General features: G+C 64.6%; 31 protein-coding genes. 17 read left to right on the top strand and 14 right to left on the bottom strand.

Annotated elements, in window-relative coordinates:
- The first annotated feature begins 114 nt into the window (after positions 1–114).
- The 10 genes from WJS89_RS00520 (at position 115) to WJS89_RS00475 (ending at position 6319) form a co-directional block, all read left to right on the top strand.
- A complete protein-coding gene (locus WJS89_RS00520; protein WP_346338983.1) occupies positions 115–237 on the top strand; it encodes a hypothetical protein in 123 nt (40 codons plus the stop codon).
- A gap of 14 nt (positions 238–251) precedes the next feature.
- Positions 252–449 (top strand): helix-turn-helix transcriptional regulator, encoded by a 198-nt coding sequence (locus tag WJS89_RS00515; RefSeq protein ID WP_346338982.1) that lies wholly within the window; start codon positions 252–254, stop codon positions 447–449.
- Positions 433–876, top strand: a complete 444-nt coding sequence (locus WJS89_RS00510) for a hypothetical protein (RefSeq protein WP_346338981.1) — start codon at positions 433–435, stop codon at positions 874–876. Before WJS89_RS00515 ends, WJS89_RS00510 begins: the two co-directional genes overlap by 17 nt.
- Positions 877–894: 18 nt before the next feature.
- Complete coding sequence (locus WJS89_RS00505; protein ID WP_346338980.1) at positions 895–1326, top strand: hypothetical protein; 432 nt, start codon at positions 895–897, stop codon at positions 1324–1326.
- Between the two features lie 37 nt (positions 1327–1363).
- Positions 1364–2302 (top strand): TraB/GumN family protein, encoded by a 939-nt coding sequence (locus WJS89_RS00500; protein ID WP_346338979.1) that lies wholly within the window; start codon positions 1364–1366, stop codon positions 2300–2302.
- A 37-nt stretch (positions 2303–2339) separates the two neighbouring features.
- Entirely contained in the window at positions 2340–3236 is an 897-nt protein-coding gene (locus WJS89_RS00495; protein ID WP_346338978.1) for a TraB/GumN family protein, read from the top strand.
- Positions 3237–3338: 102 nt separating this feature from the next.
- Entirely contained in the window at positions 3339–4283 is a 945-nt protein-coding gene (locus tag WJS89_RS00490; RefSeq protein WP_346338977.1) for a TraB/GumN family protein, read from the top strand.
- Between the two features lie 104 nt (positions 4284–4387).
- Positions 4388–5062, top strand: coding sequence for a 50S ribosomal protein L25/general stress protein Ctc (locus WJS89_RS00485; protein ID WP_346338976.1), 675 nt, complete (start codon positions 4388–4390; stop codon positions 5060–5062).
- 88 nt (positions 5063–5150) lie between these two features.
- On the top strand, positions 5151–5720 hold the full coding sequence (pth, locus tag WJS89_RS00480; protein WP_346338975.1) for an aminoacyl-tRNA hydrolase: 570 nt from the start codon (positions 5151–5153) through the stop codon (positions 5718–5720).
- A 2-nt stretch (positions 5721–5722) separates the two neighbouring features.
- On the top strand, positions 5723–6319 hold the full coding sequence (locus WJS89_RS00475; protein ID WP_346338974.1) for a TIGR02466 family protein: 597 nt from the start codon (positions 5723–5725) through the stop codon (positions 6317–6319).
- Here WJS89_RS00475 and WJS89_RS00470 read toward each other — a convergent pair.
- Entirely contained in the window at positions 6306–6881 is a 576-nt protein-coding gene (locus tag WJS89_RS00470) for a CPBP family intramembrane glutamic endopeptidase (protein WP_346338973.1), read from the bottom strand. The two genes, WJS89_RS00475 and WJS89_RS00470, sit on opposite strands and share 14 nt — an antisense overlap.
- A gap of 146 nt (positions 6882–7027) precedes the next feature.
- Here WJS89_RS00470 and ychF point away from each other — a divergent pair, with 146 nt between their 5' ends.
- The 3 genes from ychF to WJS89_RS00455 are packed head-to-tail and all read left to right on the top strand — an operon-like array spanning position 7028 to position 8930.
- On the top strand, positions 7028–8128 hold the full coding sequence (ychF, locus tag WJS89_RS00465; RefSeq protein ID WP_346338972.1) for a redox-regulated ATPase YchF: 1101 nt from the start codon (positions 7028–7030) through the stop codon (positions 8126–8128).
- Complete coding sequence (locus WJS89_RS00460; RefSeq protein WP_346338971.1) at positions 8128–8487, top strand: VOC family protein; 360 nt, start codon at positions 8128–8130, stop codon at positions 8485–8487. The genes ychF and WJS89_RS00460 overlap by 1 nt, the downstream gene beginning before the upstream one ends.
- Positions 8484–8930 carry a MaoC family dehydratase gene (locus WJS89_RS00455; protein ID WP_346338970.1) on the top strand — a complete coding sequence of 149 codons (447 nt, stop codon included), beginning with the start codon at positions 8484–8486 and terminating at the stop codon, positions 8928–8930. Before WJS89_RS00460 ends, WJS89_RS00455 begins: the two co-directional genes overlap by 4 nt.
- Here WJS89_RS00455 and WJS89_RS00450 read toward each other — a convergent pair.
- The 4 genes from WJS89_RS00450 to petA form a co-directional block, all read right to left on the bottom strand.
- Positions 8927–9484, bottom strand: a complete 558-nt coding sequence (locus WJS89_RS00450) for an adenine phosphoribosyltransferase (RefSeq protein ID WP_346338969.1) — start codon at positions 9482–9484, stop codon at positions 8927–8929. The two genes, WJS89_RS00455 and WJS89_RS00450, sit on opposite strands and share 4 nt — an antisense overlap.
- 158 nt (positions 9485–9642) lie before the next feature.
- Positions 9643–10629, bottom strand: a complete 987-nt coding sequence (locus tag WJS89_RS00445; RefSeq protein WP_346338968.1) for a cytochrome c1 — start codon at positions 10627–10629, stop codon at positions 9643–9645.
- A gap of 28 nt (positions 10630–10657) precedes the next feature.
- Positions 10658–11944 (bottom strand): cytochrome b, encoded by a 1287-nt coding sequence (locus WJS89_RS00440; RefSeq protein ID WP_346338967.1) that lies wholly within the window; start codon positions 11942–11944, stop codon positions 10658–10660.
- Between the two features lie 19 nt (positions 11945–11963).
- Complete coding sequence (petA, locus tag WJS89_RS00435; protein ID WP_346338966.1) at positions 11964–12551, bottom strand: ubiquinol-cytochrome c reductase iron-sulfur subunit; 588 nt, start codon at positions 12549–12551, stop codon at positions 11964–11966.
- A 176-nt stretch (positions 12552–12727) separates the two neighbouring features.
- Between petA and hemF the strand changes: the two genes are divergently transcribed.
- A complete protein-coding gene (hemF, locus tag WJS89_RS00430) occupies positions 12728–13579 on the top strand; it encodes an oxygen-dependent coproporphyrinogen oxidase (RefSeq protein WP_346338965.1) in 852 nt (283 codons plus the stop codon).
- Positions 13580–13583: 4 nt separating this feature from the next.
- Here the strand turns inward: hemF and WJS89_RS00425 are convergent, their stop codons facing one another.
- Entirely contained in the window at positions 13584–14447 is an 864-nt protein-coding gene (locus WJS89_RS00425) for a DUF7847 domain-containing protein (protein ID WP_346338964.1), read from the bottom strand.
- 82 nt (positions 14448–14529) lie between these two features.
- On the opposite strand from WJS89_RS00425, the gene lipB reads away from it, so the two are divergent.
- Both lipB and WJS89_RS00415 read left to right on the top strand, forming a co-directional pair.
- A complete protein-coding gene (lipB, locus tag WJS89_RS00420; RefSeq protein WP_346338963.1) occupies positions 14530–15177 on the top strand; it encodes a lipoyl(octanoyl) transferase LipB in 648 nt (215 codons plus the stop codon).
- On the top strand, positions 15177–15395 hold the full coding sequence (locus WJS89_RS00415; protein WP_346338962.1) for a hypothetical protein: 219 nt from the start codon (positions 15177–15179) through the stop codon (positions 15393–15395). Before lipB ends, WJS89_RS00415 begins: the two co-directional genes overlap by 1 nt.
- Before the next feature lies 1 nt (position 15396).
- Here the strand turns inward: WJS89_RS00415 and queE are convergent, their stop codons facing one another.
- From queE to WJS89_RS00375, 8 genes are all read right to left on the bottom strand, one after another.
- Complete coding sequence (gene queE, locus WJS89_RS00410) at positions 15397–16026, bottom strand: 7-carboxy-7-deazaguanine synthase (RefSeq protein WP_346340053.1); 630 nt, start codon at positions 16024–16026, stop codon at positions 15397–15399.
- Positions 16026–16703 (bottom strand): 7-cyano-7-deazaguanine synthase QueC, encoded by a 678-nt coding sequence (gene queC, locus WJS89_RS00405; RefSeq protein ID WP_346338961.1) that lies wholly within the window; start codon positions 16701–16703, stop codon positions 16026–16028. The genes queE and queC overlap by 1 nt, the downstream gene beginning before the upstream one ends.
- Positions 16700–17050: a DUF3147 family protein gene (locus WJS89_RS00400; protein ID WP_346338960.1), complete on the bottom strand. Its 351-nt coding sequence runs from the start codon at positions 17048–17050 to the stop codon at positions 16700–16702. The genes queC and WJS89_RS00400 overlap by 4 nt, the downstream gene beginning before the upstream one ends.
- Before the next feature lie 30 nt (positions 17051–17080).
- Positions 17081–17482, bottom strand: a complete 402-nt coding sequence (locus tag WJS89_RS00395; protein ID WP_346338959.1) for a DUF3617 domain-containing protein — start codon at positions 17480–17482, stop codon at positions 17081–17083.
- Between the two features lie 58 nt (positions 17483–17540).
- Positions 17541–18458 carry an Hsp33 family molecular chaperone HslO gene (gene hslO, locus WJS89_RS00390; RefSeq protein ID WP_346338958.1) on the bottom strand — a complete coding sequence of 306 codons (918 nt, stop codon included), beginning with the start codon at positions 18456–18458 and terminating at the stop codon, positions 17541–17543.
- Positions 18455–19657, bottom strand: coding sequence for an aspartate aminotransferase family protein (locus tag WJS89_RS00385; protein ID WP_346338957.1), 1203 nt, complete (start codon positions 19655–19657; stop codon positions 18455–18457). Before WJS89_RS00385 ends, hslO begins: the two co-directional genes overlap by 4 nt.
- A gap of 127 nt (positions 19658–19784) precedes the next feature.
- Complete coding sequence (locus tag WJS89_RS00380; protein WP_346338956.1) at positions 19785–20381, bottom strand: hypothetical protein; 597 nt, start codon at positions 20379–20381, stop codon at positions 19785–19787.
- Positions 20382–20502: 121 nt separating this feature from the next.
- The gene (locus WJS89_RS00375) at positions 20503–21351 is read right to left on the bottom strand and encodes an ABC transporter permease (RefSeq protein ID WP_346338955.1); all 849 of its coding nucleotides are present in this window, start codon (positions 21349–21351) and stop codon (positions 20503–20505) included.
- 71 nt (positions 21352–21422) lie between these two features.
- Between WJS89_RS00375 and WJS89_RS00370 the strand changes: the two genes are divergently transcribed.
- On the top strand, positions 21423–22157 hold the full coding sequence (locus tag WJS89_RS00370; RefSeq protein ID WP_346338954.1) for a GcrA family cell cycle regulator: 735 nt from the start codon (positions 21423–21425) through the stop codon (positions 22155–22157).
- Positions 22158–22191: the final 34 nt, after the last annotated feature.

The following is a 22191-nucleotide window of genomic DNA, read 5'->3' as shown; positions in this document are numbered from 1 at the left end:
GGCACAGCTTCCAACGAAAAAGGAAGGTCAACGCAACATTTTGTCAGGTCATGTTGACAATGACAGCGAATCACGACATAAAGTCAGCATAACCTGACAAAAAGGGAAGTAGACATGACCAACGAAGATCAGATCCGCGACACGATACAGCGCATCCTCAAACCGCAGACGGATGCCGACCGCCTGCTGATGTGGACGGCGATCAGCGCATTCGTGCTCGGCGCCCTCATCTTCTGAGCAGGGAAGCCGTCGTGAAGAACGACCTTCGCGTCCTGCGCGCCATCAACGGCTGGAGCCAGGCGGAACTGGCGGGGCGGCTCGACGTGTCACGGCAGGCGGTCAACGCCATCGAGACCGGCAAGCACGACCCCTCCCTCCCCCTCGCCTTCAGGATCGCGCGATTGTTCGAAAAGCCGATCGAGGAGATTTTCGATGACGGACAAGGCTGAACTCTCGGGCGAGGACCGCGCGCGTCGCCGTTCCCGTTTCCTGTTCGCACTCAAGGCCGCCTCCTTCGTCATCGGCCTTGCGGTGGGACTGGTCCTCGTCTGGTACGGGGACCTGCCCGACCCTGAACCGAGCGACCGTCTCATCGTCGGGATCGTCACAATTCTCGGCTTCCTCATCCTCTCGCCCGTGCTCACCTTTCTGTGGTGGCGGCGTCTCGACGAGGTCGACCGCCTCGACCAGCTCTGGGCCGGCAGCATCGGTTTTCTCACCTACATCACGGGCTTCGCCCTGCTGCTCGTGACCGAGGAACTGGGTCTGACGCAGGATGGCCCCGTGCTCGCGTGGCAGGAATTCCCGCTGTTCCTGCTCTCCTTTCTCGCCGCCGCCGCCACGCTGCTGGCGCGCAAGCTCCTCAACCGCTTCTGAATGACCGGAGACGATCGAATGACGACCTCTTCCCCTCAAGCGCCGACCGGCGAAGCGCGCGAAGCCCGGCGCGTCCGCCTGCAAAAGATCATCATCGGGCTTGCCATCGGGCTCGGTGCCATCGTCGGCGCCACGCTTGCCGTGACCACCGATGGCCTGTTCGCTTCATCGGGCGGCGGCTGGCCTCCGATCGTCGCGATCGGCGTCGTCATCAACGTCCTGGTGGTGATCCCGCTGCTGATACTCGCCGCCACGAAGACGACCGACGAGATCGAGCTCTCGCACCAGGCCTGGGCGGTGCAGGCCGGCGGCTTCGCGCTCATCTGCCTGTACCCCGCCTGGTACGCGCTCTGGAAAGGCGGCTTCGTTGCCGAGCCACTGCACGAGGCGGTCTATGTCGCTTTCTTCGCTGTCACAATGCTCGGCTATCTTTTCCACCGATACAAATGAACCATTCATCAAACCTATGATAAAAAAGGACGATTCCATGATCAAGAAGACCCTCCTCCTCGCCGCCACCGCGCTCGGCCTTTCCGCCTGCGCCACCTATGACGACGGCATGTCGGTCAGCGCCGCCCCCGCCACCGGCAATGTCGCGCCCGAAGGCACGATCGACCCCGCCATCTGGCGCGTCGCCGACGAGGACACGACCGTCTATCTGCTCGGCACGTTCCACCTGCTGCCCGAGGGCTACAACTGGCGCACCGACACGATCGACGCCGCCCTCGCCGCCTCGGACGAAGTCTATTTTGAGATCGCCGACGATCTTTCTAATCCGGCGGCACTTCAGCCGCTGATTATGGAATTGGCGATTTCGCCCGGCCAGCCCTCGCTAGCCGAACGTCTCGGCGCCGAGAATGCGGCCCGTGTCGTCGAGCTGGTCAAGCCGCTGGGCGTTCCCGCTCAGGCGCTCGACGTCATGGAGACGTGGTTTGTCGGACTGACACTCGCCAATGCGATCGCCACCAAGGCGGGCATGTCCGGCGAGGCCGGTGTCGAGATGACGCTGCGTAATCTGGTCGAGGAACGCGGCCTTCCCATCAAGGGCCTCGAAACCGCCCGCGAGCAGCTCAGCTATTTCGACACGATGTCACCCGAGGCGCAGGTCGCCTTCACCAACGGCAGCCTCGACGATACGACCGACGAGGAAATCGTCGCGATGCTCAACGCCATGCAGGTTGCCTGGTCGCGCGGTGACGAAGCCGGCATCGCGGATGTCTTCAACGAGGATCTCGAGATGGGCTCCGAGGTGCGAGGCGCGCTCCTCACCCGACGCAACGCGGACTGGACCGGCGATATCGTGACGCGGATGGGCCAGCCGGGCACCGTTTTCGTCGCGGTCGGCGCGGGTCACCTCGTCGGCGGCGACAGCGTCGTCTCCATGCTTCGCGAGCGCGGCTACACCGTCACGCGCATCGACGACTGATCTTTCACGCACACACACAATTCGGAGAAAAATCATCATGTTCGTATCCAATATCAAGAAAGCCCTCGGCCTCTCCACCGCCGCATTGGCGCTGATCGCCGCGCCGGCCTGCGCGCAGGAGCAGATCGACGCCGATCCCGCGCTGTGGAAGGTCGCCGACGAGGACACCACCATCTATCTGTTCGGCACCTTCCATTTCCTCGAGGGCAACGAAGTCTGGTTCGACGGCGCCGTGCGCGATGCCTATGACGCATCGAGCGAAGTCTATATCGAGGCGGTGCCCGAAACCGACGCGAGCGTTATCCAGGCCGCGATGATGGAGCATGTCATGCTCTCGGGCGATCAGACGCTCGAAAGCCTCGTCGCACCCGAAGCCTATGCGCTGTTCGTCGAGAAGGCCGAGACGGTCGGCCTCCCCGCGATGGCGGTCGCCAAGATGGAGCCGACGATGGCGAGCTTCACCCTGACGCAGATGAGCCTGCCCGGCATGGGCCTCACGATGGACAAGGGCGCCGACATGACCATCCTCAACTCCGCCAACGAAGACGGCAAGACGCTGGGCGGGTTGGAGACGACCGTCGAGCAGCTCGCCGCCCTCGGCGGCGTGAGCCTCGAAGCGCAGGCCAAGGTGTTCAACGAAGGCATGGCAGAGTTCGACGACTTGCCGGAGATGTTCGAGACGATGCGTACGAACTGGGCCACCGGCAACACCGCGGGTTTCGAAGAAGTCTTCAAGGAAATGAACGACGGTTCGCCTGAAAGCTATCAGGCGATCCTCGTCGATCGTAACGCCAAGTGGACCCAGACGCTGGCCGAACGGATGGACCAGCCCGGCACCGTGTTCGTCGCCGTCGGCACCGGCCATCTCGTCGGCGGCGACAGCGTCCAGTCGATGCTCGAAGCCAAGGGGTTCACGATCGAGCGCGTCCAGTAAGCCATCGCATCCTCTTCCAGACCGCCTCGTCGCTATCCAGCGGCGGGGCGGTTTTGCGATAGGGCTTGCGCTGGCCGACGCCTCGGGCGCATCATCGCGGCCATGAAGAGCCTTCTCGTCAGCGCCGCCGCCCTTGCGCTCACCGCCTGTGCCACCGCGGGCAATCGCGATCTCGACGATTATGACGCCAGCCGCGCCATCTCGGTCGACGCGCCCCGATCTGCCGCTGCGACGGTGGAATCGACCAACCCCGCCCTTTGGCAGGTCCGCGATGAAGACACGACGCTCTACCTGCTCGGCACCTTCGCTTATTTGCCCGAAACCTACGAATGGCGCACGCCCGCCATCGACGCTGCCATCGCCGCCAGCGACACGCTGGTTCTCGAGACATTGATCGACCGCAGCGATCAGGCCAGCGCCGGCCGCCTGATGGCCGACCTCGGTCTTGCGCGCGATCTTCCGCCGCTGCTCAATCGTGTCGATCCGGCGCTCCGACCCACGCTGTCCAACCTCATGGCCCGCTCGGGCGTCGAGACTGCGACCTACGACATCATGGAGAACTGGGCCGCCGCCTTCACGCTCTACTCGGCGCATATGCAGCTCTTGGGCCTCAGCGGCGCGGCGGGTGTCGCACCCGACCTGCGCGCGGCCTTTTCCGGCAAACGCCTCGACCAGCTCGAGACCAACCGCCAGCAGCTGGAAGCCTATGACGCGCTTCCCATCGAAGCGCAGCGCCAGCTCCTCGAATCGGTGATCCTCGGCCCCGACGCCATCAAGACGCGCTTCACCGACATGCTGGCGGCATGGAGCAGCGGTGATCTCGACGCGATCGACGCGACCTTCAACATGGGGATCGCCCCCGGTACCGCGCTCCATGCAGCGCTGGTTACCCAGCGAAACCGACGCCTCGCCGACCTGGTCCGAGCCCGTCTTGCCACGCCCGGCACGCAGATGGTCGCCGTCAACGCGGGTGCGCTCGTCGGACCGTCGGGAGTTCTTGCCGCGCTCGAGGCTGCCGGCCTCACGGTCAGCCGCGTCGCCAGCTAGAGCTTGCGCGCAGGACCGCCGCGCCCTATAGCGCGCCGGTTGCAGCTCTGGTCATCCCTGGAGGCGGTGCTGCACGGCAAGATACATCTAAAGGAAACAAGCATATGAGCGATCAGCTGACGCTGCCCGCCGAGCTGCGCGAACAGGCTGGCAAGGGAGCCTCCCGTGAATTGCGCCGCGAAGGTCGGGTCCCCGCCGTAGTCTACGGCGGCAAGACGGAACCCCTCGGCATCCATATCGAGGAAAAGCAACTGGTGAAGATGCTCCAGACCGGACACTTCATGAACTCGGTCGTCCGGGTCGAGGTCGATGGCGACAGCCACCGGACCCTCCCCAAGGACATCCAGTTCCACCCGGTCACGAGCCGCCCGATCCACGTCGACTTCTTCCGCCTCGTCAAGGGCGCGTTCGTCGAGGTGAAGATCCCGGTCCGCTTCGTCGACGAGGAAGCCTCGCCCGGCATGAAGGCCGGCGGTGTGCTCAACGTCGTGCGTCACGAGCTCGAACTGCTGGTCGATGCCGGCGACATTCCCGATGAGGTCGTCATCAGCCTCGACGGCATGGAAATCGGCGATGCGATCCACATCAGCCAGGTCGATCTTCCCGAAGGCGCCAAGCCGACGGTCGATCGCGACTATACGGTGCTGACGATGGTGGCGCCGCGCGTTCTCAAGGCCGCTTCGGAAGAAGAAGAAGACGAAGAGGCCGTCGATCCGAGCGAAGTCCCCGCGACCGAGCAGAGCGACGATGCCGAAGGCGGCGACGAAGGCGGCGAATAAGCCCGCTTTCGCGCCCATCGCGAACAGACGGAACCGCCGCTCCGCCCCCGGGCTGGGCGGCGGTTTCTTTTTTGGCTAGGAGGCCGCCATGCAATTGTGGGCAGGGCTCGGCAATCCGGGCGGAAAATATCAGGCACACCGGCACAATGTCGGCTTCATGGCGCTGGACACGATCGCCGAGGAACATGGTTTCTCGCCGTGGAAGAAGCAGTTCCGCGGCCAGACCGCCGAGGGCCGCATCGGGCAGACGAAGATCATTCTTCTCAAGCCCGAAACCTTCATGAACGAGAGCGGCCAGTCGGTTCGTGCCGCGCTCGACTTCTACAAACTGGACGTCGAGGCCCTCACGGTCTTCCATGACGAGCTCGATCTTGCGCCGATGAAGGTCAAGGTGCGCGACGGCGGAGGCCTTGCCGGGCACAACGGCCTGCGCTCGATCAACGCGCATCTCGGCCCCGACTTCCGCCGCGTACGGATCGGCATCGGGCACCCCGGCTCCAAGGATCGCGTCACCGGCCACGTCCTCGGCAATTACGCCAAAAGCGAAATCGACGACCTTGCGCATATGCTCGTGTCGATGGCCGCCGAGGCGCATTGGCTAGCGGAAAAGGAAGGCGTGCGCTTCATGAACGATGTCGCGCTGCGGCAGGGAGACTGACGATGGCCGACACCCGCCTCCTATTCGCGACGCCGCTCCACCGCAGCGAAATGCTCGACGCCGAGCGTCTCGACGAGCTTGCCGACACCATCCGCTATCTCGCCGAGGAGGACGAGGCCGGGCAGGAATGGGCCGAAGAGAAGAACTATAGGGGCTACACCAGCTACGCCTCGTTGGACGATCTCGTCACGCGCGATCCGGTCATCGGGGACCTCAAACCGCTCCTCACCCGCCGCGCCCGCGCTTTTGCGAAGGATATCGGCTGGGATTACCGACCGACCCTGGACCATTTGTGGGTCAACCTCATGGAGCCGGGCGCGCATCATAGCTCGCATCTCCATCCCCACAGCGTCCTCTCGGGAACGCTTTACGTCGAAATCCCCGAGGGCGCGGGGGCGATCCGGTTCGAGGATCCGCGCCACGCCATGATGATGGCCGCTCCCTTGCGCCGCGACGACGCGCCCGAGCATCTCCAGCCCTTCGTCACCATCGCCCCAAAGGCGGGGACGCTGCTGTTATGGGAAAGTTTCCTGCGCCACGAGGTGCTTCCCCATCCCGGCCCCGGCGAGCGCCTCTCCATCAGCTTCAACTTCGCCTGACGTCCCGTGCCATCATGCGTTTCAGGCGTCCCAGCGCCACGACGTCGTAGAGCGCATGCGCGATGACGGCGGCGAGCAGGCTGCCCGTCCACCAGTATAGCGCGCCGAGAAAGCAGCCGATCACGAAGGCATAAGCGACATAGGCGCGGCTGAAAGGGTGCAACACGGCGAAGAGCAGCGCCGGCCCGACGATGGCGAGCCACAGCGGTACCTCGCTCGCCAACCAGCCCTGCAAGGCGCCGCGAAAAAGAAGCTCCTCGCCGATCCCAGCGCTTGCCGAGACCAGCAGGATCGTCGGCCAGCCAAGCGACAGTCCACTCTCCCCGAACACCTCGCGCACGAGCTTGTCGAGATCAACCCAGACTCGCGGCAGAAGTGTCCGCGACCCGTAGACGAGCGCGAGCATTGCCGCCGCTCCCGCCACGCCCCAAGCGAGGGCTTCGGGCGCGAAGCGGAGCGCCTCGAACAGCGCGACGTCCTGCCATCGGGCGATCGCATAGGCGAAGCCGACGAACCCCAGTTGGGTCGCGACGATCGTCGAGGTCGCCTGCCACGGTTTCATCGGTGGCCTCGTCGCATTTTCGGGCATGAAACCTCCCCACTCCCCTCCGTCCCGCGCTTGTCGAAAGTCCGTCCTTCTCCTAAGGCACCGGCCAACGGAAAGAAGCACGCGATGCAGATCGCGGCAAACCAAAAGAGTAGAAAATCATGGGTTTCAAATGCGGCATCGTCGGCCTGCCCAACGTCGGCAAATCGACGCTTTTCAACGCGCTCACCGAAACACAGGCCGCGCAGGCCGCCAACTATCCCTTCTGCACCATCGAGCCCAATGTCGGACAGGTCGCGGTCCCCGATCCGCGGCTCGATGAAATCGCCAGGATCGCGGGCAGCGCCAAGATCGTCCCCACCCAGCTCGCCTTCGTCGACATTGCGGGGCTCGTGACGGGCGCCAGCAAGGGCGAAGGGCTCGGCAACCAGTTTCTCGCCAATATCCGCGAGGTCGATGCCATCGTCCATGTCCTGCGCTGCTTCGAGGACGACGACATCCAGCATGTCGCCAACAAGGTCGACCCGCTCGCCGATGCCGAAGTGGTCGAGACCGAACTGTTGCTCGCCGACATGGAAAGCCTCGAGAAGCGCGTGCCCAATGCCCAGAAGCGCGCCACCGGCGGCGACAAGGACGCCAAGATCATGGCAAGCGTATTGGGCAAGGCGCTCGACCTGCTCCGCGAAGGCAAGCCCGCCCGCCTCACCGACGTCAACGACGAGGAGGAAGCCAAGCATTTCGCGCAGGCGCAGCTCCTGACTGCCAAACCCGTCCTCTACGTCTGCAACGTCAACGAAGAGGATGCCGCGAACGGCAACGAATTGTCCGCCAAGGTCTTCGCCAAGGCCGAGGCCGAGGGCGCCGAGGCGGTCATCGTCTCCGCCGCGATCGAAGCCGACATGGTGGGAATGGAACGCGACGAGCGCCTCGAATTCCTGCAAGAGATGGGGCTTGAGGAAACCGGCCTCAACCGCATCATCCGCGCGGGCTACGAGCTGCTCAATCTGCACACCTTCTTCACCGCGGGTCCCAAGGAAGCGCGGGCCTGGACGGTCTTCCGCGGCGCCAAGGCACCGCAGGCCGCGGGCGAGATCCACACCGATTTCGAGCGCGGCTTCATTCGCGCCGAAACCATCGCCTTCGACGATTATGTGGGCCTCGGCGGCGAAAGCGGAGCGCGCGATGCCGGCAAGCTGCGGCAGGAAGGCAAGGAATATGTCGTCCATGACGGCGACGTGATGCTCTTCAAGTTCAACGTGTGATGCCGATGCGCATCATCGGCATCGGCTGGATGGGGGTCGGCACCGACGATCATGCGGAGATGCACCGCTTCTTTTCCGAGACGCTCGGGCTGACGGTCGACGAGACCGCCGCCGACCAGTCGATCCTCTCGATGCCCTCGGGCCAGCAGGTCGAGATCTTCGGGCGCGACGGGCCGGGCAAGCGCAACAACACACCCCCGACGATCGCCTTCACGGTCGAGGACTTCGACGACGCGCGCGACCACCTCGTCGCCGAGGGCGTCGAGCTGGTCGGCGAGCCGGGCAGTTGGGCCGGCCATCGCTGGCAATATTTCCGCGGGCCCGATGGCACGCTCTTCTTCATCAAGGTCATGCCATGATCTACTGGGAAGATGTCGAGGTCGGCGCGGTCGAGCGCTTCGGCGCCTATGAAGTCACCCGCGAGGAAGTGCTCGCCTTCGCGCGTGCCTACGACCCGCAGCCCTTCCACCTCGACGACGAGGCCGCCGCGCGAAGCCTGTTCGGCCGCCTTTCGGCTTCGGGCTGGCACACCTGTGCGATGACCATGCGGATGCTCGTCGATCGTATGACCGAGCAGAAGATGGCCAGCCTCGGTTCGCCGGGCGTGGATGAATTACGCTGGCCGCGGCCCGTCCACCCGGGAGACACGCTCTCGGTGGAGATGGAAATCCTGTCCAAACGCCGGCTCGACAGTCGACCCGGTGTGGGGATCCACAAGAGCCGTATCATTGTCTTCAACCAGGATCAGGTCGAGGTGATGCAATTCACGGCCAGCATGCTCTCGCACTGTCGCCCGGCCTAGTCGCCGGCAAATTCCATCAGGCTCCAGCTTTCGACCCCGAGGTCGCGCAGTTTGCGAGTGCCACCGAGTTCGGGAAGCTCGATGAGGAAGCGCGCACCCACCAGGCGCCCGCCCGCGCGTTCGACCAGTTTCACCGCCGCGCCGGTCGTCCCGCCGGTGGCGATCAGATCGTCGACGAGTAGTACCCGCGACCCCGTTGGCACCGAGCCTTCGTGCAGCGTCAGCGCATCCTTGCCATATTCCAGCGTGTAGGGTTCGCGGATCGTCTCGCCCGGCAGCTTGCCGTCCTTGCGAATGAGAAGAAGGCCCGCGCCGAGACGCTCCGCGACGGCGCCGCCGATCGCGAAGCCGCGAGCATCGATGGCCGCCACCAGATCGACGGGCACGGTCACACTTTCGACGAGACGCTCGACGCTGGCGCGGAACCCCGCGGGGTCGAGAAACAGGGTCGTCAGATCGCGAAACTGCACGCCCTGGCGCGGAAAGTCGGGAATCGTGCGAACGAGTTTGCGTAGATCATCGTTCCGGTCCGATGCGGCGGACAATCTGCTCATGACAGGTCTCCTGAAACCCTGCGGTGAAGCGTGCGACTATCCGCCATGCCAGTGCTGTTCGCCCGGGTCCACATCTCGCACCCCCGAAAAGCAGAACGGCCCGGCAGGGAAGTCCTGCCGAGCCGTCGCTACTTGGTCGCTAAGGACGAAGCGGGTTTCTAGCCCTTCACGCCGCGTCCGTGCTCGGCGGCTTCGTCCTTGGCCTCTTCACGCTCCGCCATATTCTCGGGGTCCAGCGGACCCTTCGCCACGACCTTGCGCTTCGCCTCGGCCCAGATCTGGCGATAGCTGAGGTAAGCAAACACCGTCGCAAAGGCGAGGAAGACGAGGACCGCAATCCCGGCATTCTTGCGCGTGTCCGCCTTGGGCTCGGCCGCCCAGGCGAGATAGGCCGCAACGTCCGCCGACATCTGCTCGACCGTCGCCGCGGGTGCCCCCTCGGGATAGGTCACCTGCCCGTCCGAGGTGATCGGCGCCGGCATGGCGATGTTGAGGTTGGCGAAATAGGGATTGTGATAGAGACCCTCGCCCGGTGCTGCCGAGGGGAATTCCTCCGCCAGCTCGGCGGCCGGCCGGTCATAGCCCTGATAGGGCTGCTGGTAGCCGGTGAGCAGCGAGTAGATGTACGGCGCCCCACCCTCGCGGGCCTTCACGATCAGGCTGAGATCGGGCGGATAAGCATTGTTGTTCGCCGCGCGCGCCGCAACCTCGTTATCGTACGGGCTCGGGATGCGATCGGACGGGATCGCCGGACGCGTGGCACGTTCGCCCGTGTCGGGATTCAGGGTCGGCACCTCGATCGGCCAGTTGGCGGCGAACGCCTTCACCTGGTCGGGCGTGTAGCCGAGATCCTCGAAATTGCGGAACGCGACATATTGCATGCCGTGACACGAGGAACAGACTTCCTGGTAGACCTGAAGCCCGCGCTGAAGCTGTGCCTGGTCGTAGCGACCGAAGGGGCCGTCGAAGGTGAAGCCGATATCTTTGGCTTCCTTGTGCAGCACATGCTCGGCCGTCTCGGGCGGCGGGTTCTTCAGGTAGGTCGACAGGTCGCCGATCAGCGCGATCGCCAGGACGAGGATGAAGCCCGCGCCGACGAGGAAGGCGATGCCGCGGACACCGATGAATTTCAGGATCTGACCCATGTTCTAATCTCTTCTCGCGTCCCGTGTCTTACGCCTTGGCGAGCCCGTAGGGCGCGCTTTCCTCCGCCTCGCCGTGCAGCGTCGAACTCGAGATCGAGTTGGGCAGCGGCAGCGGCTTCTCGAACTTCGAGATGAGCGGCAGGATGATGAGGAAGTGGGCGAAATAATAGATGGTGCCGAGCTGGCTCAAGGCCACCCAGGGCTGTTCGGCCGGCATCACCCCGCAGGTGGCGAGAAGCACGATGTCGGCGACGAAGATGAAGAAGAACACCTTGAACAGCGGGCGATAATGACCCGAGCGCACCGGCGAACGATCCAGCCACGGCAGGAAGAAGAGCAGCAGGATCGCCGCGAACATCGCGAGCACGCCCCACAGCTTTGCCGGCAGGATGAAGTCCGCGGTGAACGCACGCAGGATCGCGTAGAACGGCCAGAAGTACCATTCGGGAACGATGTGCGCGGGCGTCGCCAGCGGGTTCGCCTCGATATAGTTGTCGGCATGGCCGAGCGCGTTCGGCAGGAAGAAGGTCACGGTGACGTAGACCATCAGCACCGCGAGCACGAACCAGCCGTCCTTCGCGGTGAAGAAGGGGTGGAAGGGCAGCGTATCCTTTTCCGTCTTCACGTCGACGCCCGTGGGGTTCGACGAACCCGGAATATGCAGCGCCCACGTCTTGAGGATCACGACACCCGCGATCACGAACGGCATGAGATAATGGAGGCTGAAGAAGCGCGTCAGCGCCGCCTGGTCGGGCGCATAGCCGCCCAGGAGCCAGACGCGCAGCGGTTCGCCGATCAAGGGGAACGCACTGAAGAAGCCGGTGATGACCTGCGCGCCCCAATAGCTCATCTGGCCCCAGGGAAGCACATAGCCCATGAAGGCGGTCGCCATCATCAGGAGGTAGACGACGAGACCCAGCATCCAGACGAGTTCGCGCGGCGCCTTGTAGGAGCCGTAGAAGAGCCCGCGGAAGATGTGGATGTAGACGACGATGAAGAAGAAGCTCGCGCCGTTGGCGTGCGCATAGCGCAGGAACCAGCCCGAATTCACGTCGCGCATGATGTGCTCGACCGAACTGAAGGCGGTACCCGTATTGCTGTTGTACCACATCGCCAGCACGATACCGGTGACGATCTGGATCATCAGGAAGACACCCGCCAGAACGCCGAAGTTCCACGCATAGTTGAGGTTGCGCGGCACCGGATAGCCCCCGCCGACCGCGCCGTAGATCATGCGCGGAAGCGGGAGGCGCTGGTCGACCCAGTGGCCCAGCTGCGTCTTGGGTTCGTAAGGCTTGGCCCAGGCGAAACTCATGGCGTTGTCCTTTAGTCCTTTAGCCGATGCGGATCAGCGTATCGGAAACGAATTCATATTCGGGAACGACGAGGTTGGTCGGCGCGGGTCCTTTGCGGATGCGTCCGGCCGTGTCGTAGTGCGAGCCGTGGCACGGGCAGAAATAGCCGCCATACTCGCCCTTGTTCTCGCCCTCGGCGACGCCCAGCGGCACACAGCCAAGGTGCGTGCAGACGCCGAGCGTCACGAGCCAGTTGCGATGCCCTTCCTGCGTGCGCTCTTCGAGGCTCTGCTGGTCGCGAAGGCTGCCGACCGGCACCGAATCCGCCTCGGCGATCTCGGCCTTCGTCAGGTTGCGGATGAAGACCGGCTGCTTTCGCCAGCTGGTCTTGATCGCCTGCCCCTCGGCGATGCGAGAGAGATCGACCTCGATCGAGGCCAGCGCCAGCACGTCGGCGGGCGGGCTCATCTGGTTGATCAGCGGAAAGGCCACCGCGCCCACGCCTACCGCACCGAAGCTCAGCGCGGCGATATCGAGAAAGTCGCGTCGACGAACGCCGCCCTCGGGGGCGCCGTCATCTTCCTTCAGGAGGGGGTCCGGCTGTTCCGGTTGTGCAGTCGTGGCCATCGAATGTCCCGTAGATGGTTCGTAAACGTGAAGGGCGGATCGCTCGAGAGTATCAGCGCCACCCCTTCGGTTGGGCGCCTGATAGCCTCGCACCGCCCCGTTTGCCAAGGCATGATTTTGGCCGTCGTCGATCTGGCGCCTTGCACGCTCGCGCAGCCTCGCTAAACCGGCGCCCCATGCAACCCCTAGACCCCCAGCAACAGGCCGCGCGCGACTGGTTCGAGGCGCTGCGCACCCGCATCTGCACCGAATTCGAGACGATCGAGGCCGAAGCCGGATCGGACGCGACGTTCGACTATACTTCTTGGGAACGCGAGGACCCGTCGGGCGAGGATGGCGGCGGCGGCGTGCGCGGCACGATGAAGGGCAAGGTCTTCGAAAAGGTCGGCGTCAACGTCTCGACCGTCGGTGGCACCTTTTCCGAGGAATTCGCCAAATCGATTCCCGGTACCGAAAACGACCCCTCGTTCTTCGCGACCGGCATCAGCCTTGTCGCGCACATGGCCAATCCGCACGTCCCCGCCGTCCATATGAACACGCGGATGATCACGACGACCAAGCGCTGGTTCGGCGGCGGCGCGGATCTCAACCCCGCCATCCCCTACGCCGAGGACACGGATGCGTTTCACGCGCGGTTGCGCGCCGCCTGTGCCGCGCACGACCCCACCTATTACGAACGTTTCAAGAAATGGGCGGACGATTATTTCTATCTGCCGCATCGCGAGCGGCACCGCGGCGTCGGCGGCATCTTCTATGATCGCCTCGATGCCGAAGGCGCGCTGTTCGAGCCGCATTTCGCCTTCACCCGCGACGTCGGCGAGGCCTTTCTCGACATTTTCCCCAAGATCGTTCGCGCCCGCATGCACGCCGATTGGACCGACGCGGACATGGACGCGCTGCTCGACTTTCGCGGCCGCTACGTCGAGTTCAACCTGCTCTACGACCGCGGGACCTTGTTCGGCCTCAAGACAGGCGGCAACGTCGATGCCATCCTCATGAGCCTGCCACCGTTGGCGCGCTGGAGCTGACGGCTTACTCCGCCGTCGGCGGCACGCTCGCATGCAATTCGGCTGCGTCCGGATCGGCGGGACGTCCTGCGAGCTGGAGATAGATGCGGGCGACGATCGTCGAATAGACGACCGTGATCAGCGCCCCCGCCAGACCGCTTCCCAGCCCGAGAAACAAGGCCGACACGCTCATCGGTTCGGGCTCGCCGAACATCAGCGTCACCGCCAGGCCGAAGATGAGCGAGGCCGCGCCCATGATGACGAGCAGGCCGAGCACGAACAGGATGATAAAGCCGAGGATGCGCCAGAATTGCCCCTTGGTCAGCGCCCAGCTGCGCTTGAGAATATGCAACGGCCCGCCGTCCTCCGCCGCGATGACGGGCGTGACGAGCAGGAATCGCACCGAAACCCAGAGGATGAAGGCGATGAGGCCGATGATCGCCAGCGCGGCTGCGGGCGAGATCTGCTCGGCAGTCAGCGCTTCGGGATTGTCAAGCGCGGCAAGGCTCACCCCCGCGATCATCACGATCACGACGAAAGCCACCGCCATCACGGCGATCACCGCCACGAGGAACGTGCCGATCGTCGGCAGCAATCGCTGCAAGCCGCGCCGCAATCCGTCCCCGACGCTCGCGCCTTTGGTGAGCGCCAGATAGCTGATCGCGATCGACCCGACGATATTCACCAGGCTGAAAACGATGCCCAGCAGCGACTTCCAGCCCTCGTCCGCAGCGACCGCCGCCGCCTCGCCCTGCTCCGGCGCGACCAGCATCATGATCGCCTGCGGCAACACTACGGTGGCCAGCGCGATGATGAACATCAGCCGCCCGTCGCGCGCGATAATCGGCCGCGCGTCGTCCCAAGCCTTACTGATCGAAAGTCGTGCCATCGTTAGTGCTCCCCTGTCGGGTGCTACCCTAACAGCCGCGCGCCCCTTGCCAAGCCCGCGCGTCCGCCGCACATCGCGGGCCATGTCGCCCGAATGGACCGTTTCCCCTACACTCGTCGCCTACGAGGATGCGCTGGCCGAGATGGAGGCACGCGCCGCCGCGATCCGCGAGAGCGATGCGCCCGAGCGGGTCTGGCTCCTGGAACATCCGCCCCTCTTCACCGCCGGCACCAGCGCCGATGCGGCCGAACTGACGAACCCCGACGATTTCCCCGTTTACGATGCCGGGCGCGGCGGGCGCTACACCTATCACGGCCCCGGGCAGCGCGTGGGCTATCTGAACCTCGACCTCGCAAGGCGCGGCAAGGACATCCGCCGCTTCGTTCATAGCCTCGAGGGGTGGATGATCGAGGCGCTCGGCACCCTGGGCGTCGCCGCTCGGCGCGAGCCCGGGCGCATCGGCATCTGGGTCGGCAGCGGCGTGGAGGAAGCCAAGATCGGTGCGATCGGCGTGCGGGTGAAACGCTGGGTCACGCTCCACGGTTTCTCGATCAACGTCGCGCCCGACCTCGCCCATTTCGGTGGCATCGTGCCGTGCGGTATTTCCGATTATGGCGTAACCAGCCTCCAGAAACTCGGCACCGGCGTCACCATGGCAGACGTGGACGACGCGCTAGAAAAGCATTTCCCCGCCTTCCTCGCCGCGCTAGGCGAGACCCAAGGAGATTGATGATGCGTTTGTTGATGCTCGCCCCGATCGCTTTTCTGACCGCCTGCGGCGGCGCTGCCGATGAGGCAGACGCACCCGAGGACACGCCGCAGATCGAAGAGATCGAAACGCCGCGCGCCCGCGACATCACCGCCATCGACGCGGCCACCGACTATGACGCCGGCCTTGCTGATGAAGACGTCCCCGGCCTTGACGAGCCGGCGGAAGAGGAAGAATAAGCTAGGCCAGTCCCAGCAACTTGTGCGTCTGGAGCGTCAGGCGCCACTTGGGCCGCTCCATCACCAGGGCAATCGCCGCTTCGGTCGCTTCCTCGACTGCTTCGCCGTCCATCGGCTGAAGCAGGAAATGATCGAAGTCGAGCGCTTCCAGTTCATCGAGATCGAACGGCTGCGGCCAGACGAGCTTCAGTTCGTCTCCCGAATGCTGCACCAGTTCCGACCCGAACTTGGGCGAGATGCACAGCCAGTCGATGCCCTCGGGCGCTGCAATCGTCCCGTTCGATTCCACCGAGATACGAAAGCCGCGATCGTGCAGCGCATCGATCAGCGGCGCATCGAGTTGCAACAGGGGCTCGCCCCCCGTCACCACCACCATCCGGTCTGACCCGCCCGCGCCCCACAGCCCTGCGACCGCATCGGCCAGCGCGTTCGGCTCGGCAAACTTGCCCCCGTTGACGCCGTCGACCCCGACGAAATCGGTGTCGCAAAACCGACAGATCGCCTTCGCGCGGTCGCGTTCCAGCCCGCTCCACAGGTTGCACCCCGCAAAACGCAGGAACACCGCCCGCGCCCCCGATTGCATCCCCTCGCCCTGCAGCGTGAGGAACATCTCTTTCACCGTATAGGCCATCACGCGCCCGCCGCGTATCGCGTCGGGTCGGGCAGCCCCGCGTCCTCGAAGCCCTTGGCGCGCAGGCGGCAACTGTCGCACAGTCCGCAGGCACCCCCGTCCGCGCCGGGATCGTAACAGCTGTGACTGAGCCCCGCGTCCATCCCGAGCCGGTCGGCCTCGCGCGCGATGTCGGCCTTGGTCATGTCCTGAAGCGGCGTGCGGATCGTCACCAGCGCGCCTTCGTCGCCTGCCTTGGTCGCCAGACGCGCCAGCTTCTGGAACTGGGCGATGAATTCGGGCCGGCAATCGGGATAGCCGGAATAATCCAGGCTGTTCACGCCGATGAAGATGTCGTCCGCCCCGCGCGTTTCGGCGAAGGCGAGGCACAGGGAGAGGAACACCGTGTTGCGCGCGGGCACATAGGTGACCGGAATGCCCTCACCGACGCCCTCCTTGGGCACGTCGATATCCGCCGTCAGCGCGGACCCGCCGAACACCGTCAGGTCGAGCGGCATCACGACATGCTCCGCCGCGCCCACGTCGGCCGCGATGCGCTTCGCCGCTTCCAACTCGACGCGATGCCGCTGGCCATAGTCGATGGTCAGCGCATGGACGGCAAAGCCTTCCTCGCGCGCCAGCCCCGCGCAAACCATCGAGTCCAGTCCGCCCGACAAGAGAACGACCGCCGGTTTCATACCCGGAACCCTAGACGCGACAGGCCGTAGAAACTGAGGGCATAGAGCGCGAGCGTCGCTGCCACCCCGACCGTCATCGACACGCCAAACGACACGCCCTGCCGCAACAGTGTCGGCAGCAGGATGAAGAACGGAATGCTCGGCAGGATGAATGCGAGGATCGACGTCGACAGCGCGGCGACCTTCTCGCCGTCGCGCGTGTCGTAATAGAGCAGGCTCAGCGCAAGGATCGAGGTCAACGGCAGCGCCGCCACCAACCCGCCCCAGCTGGGATAGCGTTTGGCGATCGCGACGATCAGCGCGGTCACGACGCCCGCAAAGGCGGCCTTGGCGATGAAGGACAACATGGCCGCGCCTTTAGCGCGAGGACATTATAATCAGCAAGCGCCCGTGCGTCGTGCGATCAGCGTGCGGTTGAACGGCAGTCCGTCCTTGATGCCCTGCGTGCGGATAGTGAGCGATCGGGGCGTCGTCACTTCGATCTCGCTCGTCCCGAACCCGCCCTTCGTGCAGGTGTAACGGATGAGCGCCTTCTTCCCGCTCTCCGACACCGTCACCCGCGTACATTGGTTGCCGCGATGCTCGTATTGCGCGAGTGCCGAGACGTCGGCGACGCACAGTTTGCGGCCCGAGCCTTCCTTGCCGACATCGCTCACCTGCCAGCTACCCCCCGGTATCGGGGCGAGGATCCGCGGCGCACTTGCGCTATCGGCGGCCATCGCACCGGCACCCATGAGCGCCAGCGCCGCTCCACTCATCGCTATCAAGGCTCGTTTCATCGTCGTCATCCCTAGAGATATGGGGATGAACGGGAGTGAAACAATATCACACGATTATTTAGTCTGCGCCGCCCACGCGCTCGGGCGAGATCGGGAAGCTGGTCGCGCAGAAGGCGCAATCGACGCGGATCATGCCGTCTTCCGCCACCATCGCTTCCTGCTCCTCGGGAGGGAAACGCGCGATGACGCTGGCGATATAGTCGGGACTGCAGCGGCACCCCTTGGAGAGCCGCACCGGTTCGGTCAGCCGCACTTCGTCCTCTTCGTGGAACAACCGCCACACCAAGGCATCGAGCGTGAGCGAGGGGTCGACCAGTTCCTCGTTCTTCACGCTGCCGCCAAGAATGGCGACATGCGGCCAGTCGGGATGATCGAGCTTGGTGTGCAAGCGCTCGCGCCCTTCCTCGCCCTCCGGGAGATGCTGGAGCATCAGCCCGCCGACATGCCAGCGCCCGTCCTGCTTGTCGGCATGGATGCGCACGAGGCTCGGGATCTGCTCCGACTGCGCGAAATAGCTCTGCGCCACCTCGCCCAGTGTCTTGCCCTCGATCGGCGCAATGCCCTGATAGCGTTCCTTGCGCGTCGGCTGGTCGAAGGTGATGGCCAGATAGCCCTTGCCGAACAGCGCCTCGAGGTCCGCCTCGGGGCCGAGGTCCGCCAAGCGGTCGCCGTCATATTTCACATGGCCGCGCAGTTCGCCCGCCAGCCAATCGCACACCATCAGCTCGACCACGCCGCCCTCGGTCTGCGCCTGCATGGTAATCTGCCCCTTCTCGTCCTTGAGAAGCGAGCCCAGCAGCGCCGTCAGCGCGAGCGCCTCAGCGAGCAGTTTCTCGATGATCGGCGGATAGGCATGCGGTCCGAGGATCGCGTCGACACTCTTGGTCAGCCGCGCCACCCGTCCCCGCGCCCCGCGCGAGGGCAGGATCAGCCCGACGACGACATCCTCATCCAGCGGCAGCGCCGTTTCGGTCATGCCTCTTCCTTGGCCGCTTCCGCCTTATACTCGCCCGCCGCGGCCGACAGCGTATCGACGAATTCGCGGATATGCTCTTCGGTGATGTTGAGCGGCGGCAGCACGCGCACGACATTGTCGCCCGCCGCGACCGCGAGCAGGCCCTTGCCGCGCAGCCAGCCGACGAAGCTGCGCGAGACATAATCCTCGTGCATCTTCACGCCCAGCATCAGCCCCATGCCGCGCACCGACAGGAACATGTCGGAATGATTGCCGATCATCTGCTCCAGCGCCCCGCGCAGCCGTTCGCCCGTGGCCTTGACCTGCGCAAGGAACTCGGGCTCCGAAACGACGTCGAGCACCGCCTGGCAGGCGGCCATCGCCAGCGGGTTGCCGCCGTAGGTCGACCCGTGCGTGCCGAAGGTCATGCCCTTGGCCGCATGTTCGGTGGCGAGACACGCTCCCATTGGGAAACCACCGCCCAGCCCCTTCGCGCTCGCCAGCACGTCGGGCGTGATTCCATATTGTTCATAGGCGTAGAGCGTGCCCGTGCGCGCGACGCCGCACTGCACTTCGTCCAGCGCCAGCAGCAGCCCACGCTCGTCCGCCAGCTTACGCAGGCCGGTCATGAATTCATGACTGGCCGGACGGATACCGCCCTCGCCCTGGATGGGCTCGACGAGGAACCCGGCTGTGCGCTCGTTGATTGCCGCCTTGGCCGCGTCCAGATCGTCGAAATCGACATAGGTGAAGCCCGGCAGCAGCGGCTCGAACCCGTCGTGCAGCTTTTCCTGGTTCGCCGCGCTGACCGTCGCCATCGTCCGCCCGTGGAAAGCATTCTTGAAGGTGATGATTTCCTTCTTGTGCGGATTGCCGTCCACCACGTGGAAGCGCCGCACCGTCTTTATCGCGCACTCGACACTCTCGGCGCCCGAATTGGTGAAGAATACCGTGTCGGCGAAGGTCAGGTCGCACAGACGCTGTGCCAGCGCCTCGCCCTGCGGACTGCCGTAGAGGTTCGAAACGTGCATCAGCTTGGCGGCCTGATCCTGGATCGCCTTGGTGAGATGCGGATGATTATGCCCCAGCAGGTTCACCGCGATTCCGCTCGCGAAATCGAGATACTTCTCGCCCTGCTCGCCCCAAAGATAGGGCCCCTCGCCCTTGACCGGCCGGACGTCGCAACGGGGATAGACCGGCATCAGCGCGGGAAAAGACATAGCGAATGATCTCCTGAAGGTGTTCAAAATCGATAGGTGGGCAGCCCTAGCGCCAAAGAAAAGGCGCCGCCACCCACCTGTAGGGTGCCGGCGCCCGATCCTGTCAGCCGTAATCGGCTAAGGAGACTCAATCGTCCCAGTCATCGTCGTCGCGGTCGCGGCGATCGTAGCGACGGTCGCCCCAGCGACGGTCGTTGCCGTAGCGATCATCGTCGTTCCAATAGCGGTCGCGATCGCCGCGATAACCGTATCCGTAGTTTGAATATCGGCGGCCGTCCTGCAGTTCGCGGCTGATCGACTGGCGAAGGTTGCGAATGCCCTGGATGGCCCGGCGATATTCATTCCGGTTCAGGCCGCGATACGCCATCCGGTCGATCCGCTGCTGCAGGTTGGCCGCCTGCTTCTGGAGCCTGGAATATTCACCACGCGACAGCGCACCCTGCCGTCCGAAATAGAGAATGTCCTGGCGCATATGCCCCACGCGCTGCTGCAACTCGCGAACCTTGTTATAGGCGAAATGCTGCTGCCCGTAGCCATAGTTGGCATAGCGGTTCGTGCCGCGAGGGTCGTACCGATCGTAACCATATCCGCGATAGGGCTGGCTGTAGCCGTTGCCGATCCCGATACTGACACCGACGCGCGGCCCGCTGTCGGCGGCGATGGCGGGGGTGGCGGCGAGACCCGCTGCGCCGAGCGCGGCGAGGCTGAACATCTTGATACGCATGGGCCCTACTCCTCTTGGTCCTCGAATGATGAGACGCAAGATGGAGGGAGCACCGTGTGAACTCGCTGAATGTGGATGTTATCTGCGGTTCAGCGAGGTAAACGGCGCGCAGGAGAAGCGTTTAACTCTTAATTTTCCAGCCCGTGTCGAGCAGCCGGTAGCAGAGCGCCGCCAGCGCGATGTTGAGTGTGATGAGCACGATGGCTCCCACCGTCACCGGCGAGTCCGCCACGCCGATGAAGCCATAGCGGAAGCCCGAGATGATATAGAAGAAGGGGTTGGCATGGCTTGCCGCCTGGAAATTCTCGGGCAGCGCATCGACCGAATAGAAGGTCCCGGACAGCAGGGCGAGCGGCGCGACCACGAAATTGGTGACCATCGCGGCATGATCGAACTTTTCTGCCCAGAAGCTCGTCAGCAGTCCGAAGAAGGACAGAAGCAGCGATCCCATCAGGCCGAAGAACAGAACGACGAGCAGGTGCACCGGGGTCACGTCGACCCCCGGCCATAGCGCCATGACCAGCCACACCGCGCCGCCGACCATGAAGGCGCGCGTCACGCTCGCCCCGATCAGCCCGACGAGCAGTTCCAGCGTCGACAGGGGCGGCATCAGATAGTCGACGATCGTGCCCTGCAGCTTGCCCACCAGCAGCGCGAAGCTCGCATTGGCGAAGGCCGCCTGGATCATTCCCATGACGATCAGCCCCGGCGCGAGGAAATCGGTGAACGGGACCCCCATCACTTCGCGCCCGCCGCGTGCCAGTGCGATCGTGAAAATGGCAAGATACAGGAGCGTCGTGACCGCCGGCCCCCAAACCGTCTGCAGCTGCACCTTGAAAAAGCGCCGCACCTCCTTGACATAGAGGGTCTTCAACCCGCCCCAGTTGACGCGCCCCAGAACGGGTTCGCCATATGGAGCGTTCGACCATGGGGCCGCGTTGCCCCCTTGCGACTTTTCGTTGTGAGCCATCGCCGCCTCGCCTATCGGGACCGCGCGATGATTACAATGCACCTGACTGCCGAGATTTGCGGAGAATTGAATTGAGCTGGACCGACGAACGGATCGACCGACTGAAAGCGATGTGGGCCGAGGGCAAGACCGCCTCGCAGATTGCGGAGGATCTGGGCGGGGTCAGCCGCAATGCCGTCATCGGCAAGGCGCATCGCCTCGGCCTCGAGTCCCGCCCCTCGCCCGTCAAGTCCGGCGAGAAGAAGAAGGCAGCGCCCAAGAAGAAAGCTGCGCCCAAACCGGCAGCGAAGAAAGCCGCGCCGGTCAAGGCCGCTGCGAAGAAGGAGCCGCCAGCGGTTCCTGCTGCCGCGAAGAAGGCCGCCGCCACGCCGGATCCCGATCGCGCCGCGCGTCCCGAACCCGAAAAGGCGACCGCATCCTCCAAGGACGACAAGCAGGCACCCGCGGTTGCCGCGTCGGGCTCGGGCAACCCGCAGTATCGCAGCGTCGGCCCCGGCGGTTTCGTTCGACAGGGCCCCAGCGATCAGCAGGCACCGATTCCGCCCGCCCCGCCGCGCCGCCTGATCCCCGAGAAGCCGTCCGCCGAAGTTGCCGACAAGACCTCGCTGCTCGACCTGAACGAGCGGATCTGCCGCTGGCCGATGGGGCACCCGGGCGAGAGCGATTTCCATTTCTGCGGCGAGAAGGCCAACCCCGGCTTTCCCTATTGCGTCGACCATTGCGGGGTCGCCTATCAGGCGCAGCTTCCGCGCCGCGATCGCAAGCCCCCGCCCCCGCTCCCCTTCGGCGGCCCACGGGTTCGTTAGTCCACGTCGCATCGCCTCGCGATGCCGCATAAGC

Source organism: Sphingomicrobium aquimarinum, assembly GCF_039655735.1.
In the GTDB taxonomy this organism is placed as follows: domain Bacteria; phylum Pseudomonadota; class Alphaproteobacteria; order Sphingomonadales; family Sphingomonadaceae; genus Sphingomicrobium; species Sphingomicrobium aquimarinum.
Note: the sequence above shows the minus strand (reverse complement) of the source record. Positions and strands in the feature narration are given on the sequence as shown.

What these genes read in the sequence shown, in the direction of transcription:
- WJS89_RS00460 (WP_346338971.1), top strand. Translation starts at nt 8,128, where the DNA reads ATGCCGATGCGCATCATCGGCATCGGCTGGATGGGGGTCGGCACCGAC.
- lipB (WP_346338963.1), top strand. Translation starts at nt 14,530, where the DNA reads ATGTCGCCCGAATGGACCGTTTCCCCTACACTCGTCGCCTACGAGGAT.
- WJS89_RS00380 (WP_346338956.1), bottom strand. Translation starts at nt 20,381, where the DNA reads ATGCGTATCAAGATGTTCAGCCTCGCCGCGCTCGGCGCAGCGGGTCTC.
- WJS89_RS00470 (WP_346338973.1), bottom strand. Translation starts at nt 6,881, where the DNA reads ATGAAACCGTGGCAGGCGACCTCGACGATCGTCGCGACCCAACTGGGG.
- WJS89_RS00425 (WP_346338964.1), bottom strand. Translation starts at nt 14,447, where the DNA reads ATGGCACGACTTTCGATCAGTAAGGCTTGGGACGACGCGCGGCCGATT.
- WJS89_RS00440 (WP_346338967.1), bottom strand. Translation starts at nt 11,944, where the DNA reads ATGAGTTTCGCCTGGGCCAAGCCTTACGAACCCAAGACGCAGCTGGGC.
- pth (WP_346338975.1), top strand. Translation starts at nt 5,151, where the DNA reads ATGCAATTGTGGGCAGGGCTCGGCAATCCGGGCGGAAAATATCAGGCA.
- WJS89_RS00375 (WP_346338955.1), bottom strand. Translation starts at nt 21,351, where the DNA reads ATGGCTCACAACGAAAAGTCGCAAGGGGGCAACGCGGCCCCATGGTCG.
- WJS89_RS00455 (WP_346338970.1), top strand. Translation starts at nt 8,484, where the DNA reads ATGATCTACTGGGAAGATGTCGAGGTCGGCGCGGTCGAGCGCTTCGGC.
- hslO (WP_346338958.1), bottom strand. Translation starts at nt 18,458, where the DNA reads ATGACCGAAACGGCGCTGCCGCTGGATGAGGATGTCGTCGTCGGGCTG.
- WJS89_RS00385 (WP_346338957.1), bottom strand. Translation starts at nt 19,657, where the DNA reads ATGTCTTTTCCCGCGCTGATGCCGGTCTATCCCCGTTGCGACGTCCGG.
- WJS89_RS00510 (WP_346338981.1), top strand. Translation starts at nt 433, where the DNA reads ATGACGGACAAGGCTGAACTCTCGGGCGAGGACCGCGCGCGTCGCCGT.
- WJS89_RS00445 (WP_346338968.1), bottom strand. Translation starts at nt 10,629, where the DNA reads ATGGGTCAGATCCTGAAATTCATCGGTGTCCGCGGCATCGCCTTCCTC.
- WJS89_RS00400 (WP_346338960.1), bottom strand. Translation starts at nt 17,050, where the DNA reads ATGTTGTCCTTCATCGCCAAGGCCGCCTTTGCGGGCGTCGTGACCGCG.
- WJS89_RS00415 (WP_346338962.1), top strand. Translation starts at nt 15,177, where the DNA reads ATGATGCGTTTGTTGATGCTCGCCCCGATCGCTTTTCTGACCGCCTGC.
- WJS89_RS00485 (WP_346338976.1), top strand. Translation starts at nt 4,388, where the DNA reads ATGAGCGATCAGCTGACGCTGCCCGCCGAGCTGCGCGAACAGGCTGGC.
- queC (WP_346338961.1), bottom strand. Translation starts at nt 16,703, where the DNA reads ATGAAACCGGCGGTCGTTCTCTTGTCGGGCGGACTGGACTCGATGGTT.
- WJS89_RS00395 (WP_346338959.1), bottom strand. Translation starts at nt 17,482, where the DNA reads ATGAAACGAGCCTTGATAGCGATGAGTGGAGCGGCGCTGGCGCTCATG.
- queE (WP_346340053.1), bottom strand. Translation starts at nt 16,026, where the DNA reads ATGGCCTATACGGTGAAAGAGATGTTCCTCACGCTGCAGGGCGAGGGG.
- hemF (WP_346338965.1), top strand. Translation starts at nt 12,728, where the DNA reads ATGCAACCCCTAGACCCCCAGCAACAGGCCGCGCGCGACTGGTTCGAG.
- WJS89_RS00495 (WP_346338978.1), top strand. Translation starts at nt 2,340, where the DNA reads ATGTTCGTATCCAATATCAAGAAAGCCCTCGGCCTCTCCACCGCCGCA.
- WJS89_RS00500 (WP_346338979.1), top strand. Translation starts at nt 1,364, where the DNA reads ATGATCAAGAAGACCCTCCTCCTCGCCGCCACCGCGCTCGGCCTTTCC.
- WJS89_RS00520 (WP_346338983.1), top strand. Translation starts at nt 115, where the DNA reads ATGACCAACGAAGATCAGATCCGCGACACGATACAGCGCATCCTCAAA.
- WJS89_RS00450 (WP_346338969.1), bottom strand. Translation starts at nt 9,484, where the DNA reads ATGAGCAGATTGTCCGCCGCATCGGACCGGAACGATGATCTACGCAAA.
- WJS89_RS00475 (WP_346338974.1), top strand. Translation starts at nt 5,723, where the DNA reads ATGGCCGACACCCGCCTCCTATTCGCGACGCCGCTCCACCGCAGCGAA.
- petA (WP_346338966.1), bottom strand. Translation starts at nt 12,551, where the DNA reads ATGGCCACGACTGCACAACCGGAACAGCCGGACCCCCTCCTGAAGGAA.
- WJS89_RS00490 (WP_346338977.1), top strand. Translation starts at nt 3,339, where the DNA reads ATGAAGAGCCTTCTCGTCAGCGCCGCCGCCCTTGCGCTCACCGCCTGT.
- WJS89_RS00505 (WP_346338980.1), top strand. Translation starts at nt 895, where the DNA reads ATGACGACCTCTTCCCCTCAAGCGCCGACCGGCGAAGCGCGCGAAGCC.
- ychF (WP_346338972.1), top strand. Translation starts at nt 7,028, where the DNA reads ATGGGTTTCAAATGCGGCATCGTCGGCCTGCCCAACGTCGGCAAATCG.